Annotated in this window: 5 protein-coding genes; 4 read left to right on the forward strand and 1 reads right to left on the reverse strand. The window is 69.1% G+C overall.

The genetic code is table 11. The annotated features are described in order from the left end of the window. Positions 1-895, forward strand: an 895-nt coding sequence (locus tag ACE3T5_RS20945) for an ABC transporter substrate-binding protein (RefSeq protein ID WP_374670050.1), incomplete at its 5' end; no start/stop codon positions are given. A gap of 60 nt (positions 896-955) precedes the next feature. Here the strand turns inward: ACE3T5_RS20945 and ACE3T5_RS20950 are convergent. After that, positions 956-3,283, reverse strand: a complete 2,328-nt coding sequence (locus tag ACE3T5_RS20950) for a GspE/PulE family protein (RefSeq protein WP_374670051.1) — start codon at positions 3,281-3,283, stop codon at positions 956-958. A gap of 178 nt (positions 3,284-3,461) precedes the next feature. On the opposite strand from ACE3T5_RS20950, the gene ACE3T5_RS20955 reads away from it, so the two are divergent. The 3 genes from ACE3T5_RS20955 to ACE3T5_RS20965 all read left to right on the forward strand — a co-directional run. Continuing rightward, entirely contained in the window at positions 3,462-4,118 is a 657-nt protein-coding gene (locus ACE3T5_RS20955; RefSeq protein WP_374670052.1) for a TetR family transcriptional regulator C-terminal domain-containing protein, read from the forward strand. A 170-nt stretch (positions 4,119-4,288) separates the two neighbouring features. Continuing rightward, positions 4,289-4,876 (forward strand): NAD(P)H-dependent oxidoreductase, encoded by a 588-nt coding sequence (locus tag ACE3T5_RS20960; protein WP_374670053.1) that lies wholly within the window; start codon positions 4,289-4,291, stop codon positions 4,874-4,876. Between the two features lie 19 nt (positions 4,877-4,895). Then, positions 4,896-5,552 (forward strand): creatininase family protein (locus ACE3T5_RS20965; RefSeq protein WP_374670054.1); only part of this gene is annotated, 657 nt, incomplete at its 3' end.

Below are 5,552 nucleotides of genomic sequence, written 5' to 3' on the forward strand. Positions count from 1 at the left end.
GCAGAAGCTGGTGAACCAGGACAAGATCTTCGCCATGATCGGCCACATCGGCACGGCGCAGAACATGGCCGCCATGCCGGTGCAGTTCGAGAAGAACGTGATCAACTTCTTCCCGGTCACCGCCGCGCGCGAGATGTACGAGCCCTTCCACCGGCTCAAGTACTCGTTCGCCGCCACTTACTTCGACCAGATGCGCACCGCGGTGCCGCAGCTGGCCAAGGACAAGGGCGCCAAGAAGGTCTGCACCATGTACCAGGACGACGAATTCGGCCTGGAGGTGATGCGCGGCGCCGAGGCCGGCCTGAAGGCCGCCGGCATGGATCTCGCCGAGAAGACGACCTACAAGCGCGGCGCCACCGACTTCAGCTCGCAGGTCGCGAAGATGAAGTCCTCCGGCTGCGACATGGTGGTGCTGGGCACCATCATCCGCGAGACCATCGGCGCCATCGCCGAAGCCCGCAAGACCGGCTACAACCCCACCTTCATCGGCTCCAGCGCCGCCTACACCGACCTGATCCACAAGCTGGGCGGCAAGGCCATGGACGGCCTGTACGCCACCCACACCTCACAGCATCCCTACCTGGACGACGCGTCGCAGCCGGTGCGCTTCTGGGCCAACAAGTACAAGACCAAGTTCAACGAGGATCCCACGGTGTTCTCGGTGTACGGCTACAACGCCATCGACGCCTTCCTGGCGGCGGCGCAGAAGACCGGCCCGAACCTCACCACGGACAACTTCATCAAGACGATGGACAACAACATGACCATCCCGAAGGACATCTTCGGCAGCCCCGAGGCCACCTTCACCGCCAAGAAGCGCCTGGGCAACGACAAGTCGCGCCTGTCGCAGATCACCGACGGCAAGTGGAAGGTGGTGTCGGACTACATCAAGTAGGCCGCGTCCTGCGCATGCATCAAGGGCCGCCTTCGGGCGGCCCTTTCTCCTTGGGCGTCGCTACAGGAACGCCGCCCGCGCCTGGATCAGGTCCAGCTTGCCCTGCACGGCCTTCTCCAGTGCGTCGTGGCGCAGGCAGCGCATGCCGGACTCCAGGGCCATCGCGTTGATCTCGGCCGTGCGGGCCCGGCGCTGGATCAGGTCGCGCAGGCCGGGGGAGTTCTCCAGGATCTCGTAGACGCCCATGCGGCCCTTGTAGCCCTTGCCGCCGCAGTGCTCGCAGCCGACGGCCACGGCCACCTGCAGGGCGGCAGGCACGCTCACGCCGGCGGCCGCCATCAGGCGGCGCTCGGCTTCGGCACGGTCGATGCCGGTGGGGCCGATGTACTCGTCCACCAGGGCGCGCAGGCCCTCCGGGTCCAGCGGCTGCCAGCCCCGGCAGTGCGGGCACAGGCCGCGCACCAGGCGCTGGGCGACGATGCCACGCAGCGAATCGGCGAAGTTCAACGCGTCCAGGCCCAGTTCCAGCAGGCGCACCACGCTCTCGGCGGCGCTGTTGGTGTGCAGCGTGGAGAGCACCAGGTGCCCGGTGAGCGAGGCTTCCACGGCCACGTGCGCCGTCTCGGCGTCGCGCACCTCGCCGATCATGATCACGTCGGGGTCGGCGCGCAGGAAGCTGCGCATCGCCGCGGCGAAGGTGACGCCGATCTTGGCGTTCACCTGCACCTGGTTCAGGCCCGGCTGGGTGATCTCGATCGGGTCCTCGGCGGTCCAGATCTTGCGCTCGGGCGTGTTGATGGTCTGCAGGATCGAGTGCAGCGTGGTCGTCTTGCCCGATCCGGTGGGGCCCGCCGCCAGCACCAGGCCGAACGAGTAGCGGGCCAGCCGCGCGATGGTTTCCTCGTCGCGCTTCTGCAGGCCCAGCTTGGTCAACGGAATCGGGTCTGCCGTGGCCAGCAGGCGCATGACCACGTTCTCCATGCCGTCGTGCGTGGGCAGCACCGCCACGCGCAGCTCCAGCCGGGCCTGGCCGAAGTCGGCCATGTTGATGCGGCCGTCCTGCGGACGCCGACGCTCGGCAATGTCCAGCCGTGCCATGACCTTGATGCGCGAGACAAGCGCGGCGCGCAGCCGCACCGGCAGCAGCAGGTAGTTGCGCAGGTCGCCGTCGATGCGGAAGCGCACCACGGTCTGCGGATTGCCCAGCTCGATGTGGATGTCCGACGCGCCCTGGGCACGGGCATCCTCGATCATGCGCGTGACCAGCCGCGCCATGCCCGAGCGGTCGCCGACCACGGCCTCGGAGAGCTGCTGGCCCTGCATCGCGTCGACCTCGGCCTCGGCCTGGGCCACCAGCGCATCCACGTCGCCCGGCTCGTCGGAGGCCGCGGCGTCCCAGCGGATCACCTCCACCTTCTCCACGTGCTGGGCGCGGTCGCCCAGGCGGCCGGTGGTGGAGGTGCGCGATGGAGCGACCATCGTGCCGCCGCCATTGCCGGCCGCGGTGCCGGTCGCGCTCGCGGGCTGCGACCACTCCATCACCAGCGGCTGCACGGAGCTCTGCAGGCTGGCCGACTCCTCGGTCTCCAGCCGCTTCAGGATGTCGGCCTGCGGCGCCCACACCATCATCACGGTGTGGCCGGTCAGCGCGGTCAGGCGCTGCTTCAGCTCCAGATCGGTCGGCTGCGAGCTGGCGATGTAGAAGTGTTCGTCGCGCTCACCCAGCGGCAACACCTGCATCGTGCGCGCCTGCCGCACCGGCAGCACCTGCAGCGCCTCGGGGTCGATCGCGAAACGCAGCGCATCCACCTCCGGCAGGTTGGCCGTGTGGGCGAGGGCGCGGCCCAGGTTCTCGGGCGTCAGGCGAAACTGCTCCACCAGGCGGTGCTGGCCCCCGCGGAAGATCTCGGGGTCGCGCGCGGCCAGTTCGCGGATCGACGCGCGGTCCAGCAGGCCCAGGGCCTCGATCGACTGCTCCAGCGTGACCAGTGGCGCGCTGTAGGCCAGCGCGAAGGCCTCCCCCAGTTCGGACAGGTTGCGGGCTGGTCCGGTGTGCAGCGTGGCGCCAACGGGGCGAGGCTGCAGCATCACCTTCAGCAGCGCGGGGGGGGCGGTGGCCAGGTCCACCTGCGCGGCCTCGGGCAGGCCGGTCACATGGGCGAGGGCCTCGCCCAGCTGCTCGCGGGTGAGCAGGCCGCGATGCACCAGCTGCAGGCAGTGCACGTCCAGCAGGGCCGGGTCTTCCGCGCGCAGAGCGGCCAGCCGGGGCTCGTCCAGCAGGCGCAGGGCCCGCAGGGCGTCTTCCAGCCGCTCGCGCGCCAGGCCGCGCTTCAGGCGCATGGCGCGCAGAAGCTCGCTCACGCCGGGCGTGAGGGCGGTTTCGGGCACGGGATCTTGCACGGAGCGGGGCCGCAGGGGTCAGGGTCGCGTCGATTCTGAACGGCAACAGGCCGGTCGGATTGACTTGTATCAAATTGTACGGCGTGCCTGTCGCATTGACGAGACCCGTGTCAGGCTCCCCAGGATCCAGGCGCGGGGCCGGGGCTGGGCTATGCTTGTCCGCGTCATGCCGCCTTCTGGCCCCAAAGCCCCCAAGCCCGCCGAACGCCCCCGCAACGCGCGCGAAAACCGCGAACGCGTGCTCGCCGCCATCCGCGCGGCCGCGATCGAGGAGTTCAGCCGCCATGGCCTGAAGGGCACCTCCACCCAGGCCATCGCCGAACGCGCGGGCCTGACCAAGCCCCAGCTGCACTACTACATCCGCGGCAAGGAGGAGCTCTACGAGGAGCTGCTGATGTCGGTGGTGGCCGAGTGGAAGAGCATGTTCGACGCCGGCTCCACCGACCCGGCCCAGGTGCTGGGCGACTACATCCGCAGCAAGCTCAAGCTCGCCTTCGAGAAGCCCGAGATCTCGCGCATCTTCACGCGCGAGGTGCTGGACGGCGGCCGCAACCTGGAGAAGTTCTGGCCCGACGCGCGCAGGCGCACCCGCGAGAAGGTGAACGTCATCAACGGCTGGATCGCTCGCGGCCTGATGCAGCCGGTGGATGCCTACGCCCTGCTCATGAGCGTCTGGGCCATGACGCAGTTCTATGCCGACTCGGCGCTGCAGGTCCAGCAGATGCGCAAGCCGAACCAGCCCGGGTGGATGCCCGATCGCGAGGCGCTCGCCGAGGAGCTGACGGCGTTCGTGCTGCGGGGCTGCGGGATCGTGCCACGCTGAAGACACACCCCACCATGCCCCGCCCGCCACGTCATTGACTTGGCACAAGCTTTGCTCATTTTGACCAGACAGTCAGATTGTCTGGTCAAGAATGAACACCTTCCGCCGCATCCGCACCACGTCCGTCGCCCACCGCGCCAGCGCGGTGCATGCCTGAGGACCGCCGCACCATGCGCGTCCTCGTCGTCTATTGCCATCCGGTGGAGACCAGCTTCGCGGCCGCGCTGCACCAGGAGGTGGTGCGCAACCTGCAGGCGGCCGGCCACGAGGTGGACGACTGCGACCTGTACGCCGAGGGCTTCAACCCGGTGATGTCGCGCGAGGAGCGCCTGGGCTACCACGACGTGCCGCACAACCAGGAGCCGCTGCGCGGCTACGTGGACCGCCTGCGCGCCGCCGACGCCATCGTCCTCTGCTTTCCCACGTGGTGCTTCGGCCTGCCGGCCATGCTCAAGGGCTTCTTCGACCGGCTGCTCATGCCCGGCGTGGCCTTCGACATCAGCGACCCCGCGAACGTGAAGCCCATGCTCACGAACATCAAGCGCATCTCCGCCGTGGTCACCTACGGCCGGCCGCGCTGGATGGCCTGGTACATGGGCGACCCGCCGCGCAAGATGGTCACGCGCTACATGCGGCGGCTCACCGCCAGCCAGGCCCGCGTGGACTACCACGCCTACTACCACATGAACGTGGCCACCGAGCCCCGCCTCACCGCCTTCAAGGCGCGCGTGGGCCAGGCCATGGCGAAGTTCGCCTGAACCCCCACCAAGGCTGCCCATGCTGCACGGCTACATCCCGCCCCACCGCTTCCTGCCCTACCTGAGCTGGACCGAGATCGACGCCCTGCCCGACAAGGCCAACACCGTCATCGTGCTGCCCGTGGGCGCGATCGAGCAGCATGGCCCGCACCTGCCCTGCTCGGTGGACAGCGTCATCTCGTCCGGCGTGCTGGGCCGCGCCCTGGAGAAGCTGCCGGCGGAGATCCGCGCCTTCGGGCTGGCGCCCATCACCTACGGCAAGTCCGACGAGCACCTGCACTTCCCCGGCACCATGACGCTCACCGGCCCCACGCTGCTGGCCATGGTGCAGGAGATCGGCGAGTCGGTGTACCGCGCGGGCTTTCGCAAGCTGCTGCTGGCCAACGGCCACGGCGGCCAGCCGCAGGTGCTGGAGATGGCCGCGCGCGAGCTGCGCCTGCGCCATGGCGACTACGTGATCGTGCCCTTCCATGTCTCGCGACTGCCCAATGCCTCCGGCAAGTACGTGAGCGAGCAGGAGAAGAAGCTCGCCATGCACGCGGGCCACTCCGAGACGGCGCTGATGATGGCGCTGGCGCCCGAGACGGTGCACATGGAGCGCGCGGTCGCCAACTTCCCGCCGCCCTTCCCCTCGAAGCTGCTCTCGGCCGACGGCCGCCCCGCCTGCGCCTGGACA

The organism is Ramlibacter sp., assembly GCF_041916345.1.
In the GTDB taxonomy this organism is placed as follows: domain Bacteria; phylum Pseudomonadota; class Gammaproteobacteria; order Burkholderiales; family Burkholderiaceae_C; genus Ramlibacter.